Below are 1,922 nucleotides of genomic sequence, written 5' to 3'. Positions count from 1 at the left end.
GAGTTTTTTACTCTATCTAAGTTGCTTTTTAGTTTTTTCCGGGGGTTATGAGGGGGCGGCGCCCCCTTTATATAGTCATGTTTTTGCAGGATATTATACCTTCGATAAAGGAGGATACTATGAAAAAAGTAATACTTGATTGTGACCCGGGGCATGATGATGCAATTGCCATCATGCTTGCCTGTGCTTCCTCAGAGCTCGAGATTTTAGGAATTACCACTGTAGCCGGTAACCAAACCGGGGAGAAAACCTTCACCAATGCCCTGAAAATTTTGACTTTGATTGGGGAGGACCTCCCCGTAGCCAGGGGATTTGATAAACCGCTGTTTCAGGAGCTTGTAACTGCCCCGGAAATCCACGGCGAGACAGGCCTCGATGGCGCCGACTTCCCGGCACCGTCAGTGAAACCCTGCGAAGCCCACGCGGTTAATTTCATCGTAGAGACACTCCTCAGCGCTGATGATCCGGTGTATCTGGTTCCCACCGGACCGCTGACCAATATTGCTGGCGCGCTTCTCCTCGCACCCGGGGTCAAGGAAAAGATAAAAAGGATCGTGCTTATGGGAGGTGGAGTGTTAGAATCTAACAAGACCCCGGCTGCTGAGTTTAACATCTACGTTGACCCTGAGGCAGCAAAAATCGTGTTTGAATCAGGCATACCAATAACCATGGTAGGATTGGATGCTACAAACAAAGCTTTGTTTTCTTTAGAAGACATAGAAGCTCTTTCCCGGCTGAGTGGAAAAGTCTCCACGGTTGCTGCCCGGCTGTTAACTTTTTATGCTGAGCAACTGGAAAAGTTCTCTGGTGTTAGAGGTGCTTATCTCCATGACCCACTCACTGTAGCTGCGGTGATTGACCCGGCTGTTCTGGATACCAGATTTCTGCACGTGGACATCGAGACTAAAGGGGAATTCACAAGAGGCGCCACTGTTGTTGACCTCTATGGTGTCACCGGCAAAAAACCCAATGCTGAGGTGTCCTTTGGGCTTGACCTCTCTAAATTCAAAGGGCTTGTTTTCGATGCGATAAAAAGATTAGATGAGCGGTGGGCGTAATCGGGGGTAGAGCTGTTTCTCGAAAATATAGAGAGTTGCAGCGCCTCATTCTTGAAGTTGGTAATGTTGTTTTTCAAATGCTCGAGGAATTTACAGGTCGGATAACTTGAGAGCCTGGCGATAATCATCTCCTGCCTCATAAAGAGCAAGCTCAAAAAGTATCTACCTTAGCTGAAAGCTCCTGCCCGGGATTTCGCTTCTAAGGAAACGCATCATCTCCATTTCTCGCACTATCGGGACTTTCGCCATTGCATCACTTTCTTCTTCAGTAACTCATACCACCGGGGGGAATTTTATATTTTAACCTTTTAAATTCCTATAAACTCGCTTTCTTCTAGCTGGGTTTCTCCAGAAGCTTCCAGATATGCCTCTATAGCTCTCCATGAGTTCGTCCAGAGTCTTTCCTTGAGTGACACCCCGGAAGCTCCAGCACGGAGGATATAAGCCAATCATCTTCATCTTTTTCTGTCACCACCGTGAACTCTCTCATAAGAGAGCCTCCCTTTCTTGGTGATACATTGTACAGGTTTCTTCAGGCTCATTCTTTCTTTTAATTTATCACTATTGCAATCATCCACATGAAAGGTTATAACACAACCACAACAGGACATCACCCCTTTTTCAATTCTGCGCCGCAGATTGCCTGTGGCAATCTCGCTTTATATTCCCCCGGGGAAGTTCTCCTTCTTTTCCTTCTCCCTCTCTGCAGGAGGAAGTTTCCTCCTCTCATCATTTCCGAAATTTAGGCGGGAATCCACCTCCGCCGTCATGCCTGAAATCTTTTATCAGGCATCCACATCATTCGTCATGCCTGAAATTTTTAATCAGGCATCCATGTTTTCAAATACTATGGACCCCTGATAG

2 protein-coding genes are annotated in these 1,922 nt (G+C 46.6%); one reads left to right on the top strand and one right to left on the bottom strand.

The genetic code is table 11. The annotated features are described in order from the left end of the window. The first annotated feature begins 47 nt into the window (after positions 1-47). Positions 48-1,058, top strand: coding sequence for a nucleoside hydrolase (locus tag GXZ17_RS07115; RefSeq protein WP_409376600.1), 1,011 nt, complete (start codon positions 48-50; stop codon positions 1,056-1,058). A gap of 370 nt (positions 1,059-1,428) precedes the next feature. On the opposite strand, the gene GXZ17_RS07110 is transcribed toward GXZ17_RS07115, so the two are convergent. Continuing rightward, positions 1,429-1,548 (bottom strand): type II toxin-antitoxin system HicB family antitoxin, encoded by a 120-nt coding sequence (locus GXZ17_RS07110; RefSeq protein WP_409376599.1) that lies wholly within the window; start codon positions 1,546-1,548, stop codon positions 1,429-1,431. Positions 1,549-1,922 lie beyond the last annotated feature (374 nt).

It is taken from the genome of Candidatus Sordicultor fermentans, assembly GCF_012728195.1.
Classification (GTDB): Bacteria; Atribacterota; Atribacteria; order Atribacterales; family Caldatribacteriaceae; genus Sordicultor; species Sordicultor fermentans.
Note: the sequence above shows the minus strand (reverse complement) of the source record. Positions and strands in the feature narration are given on the sequence as shown.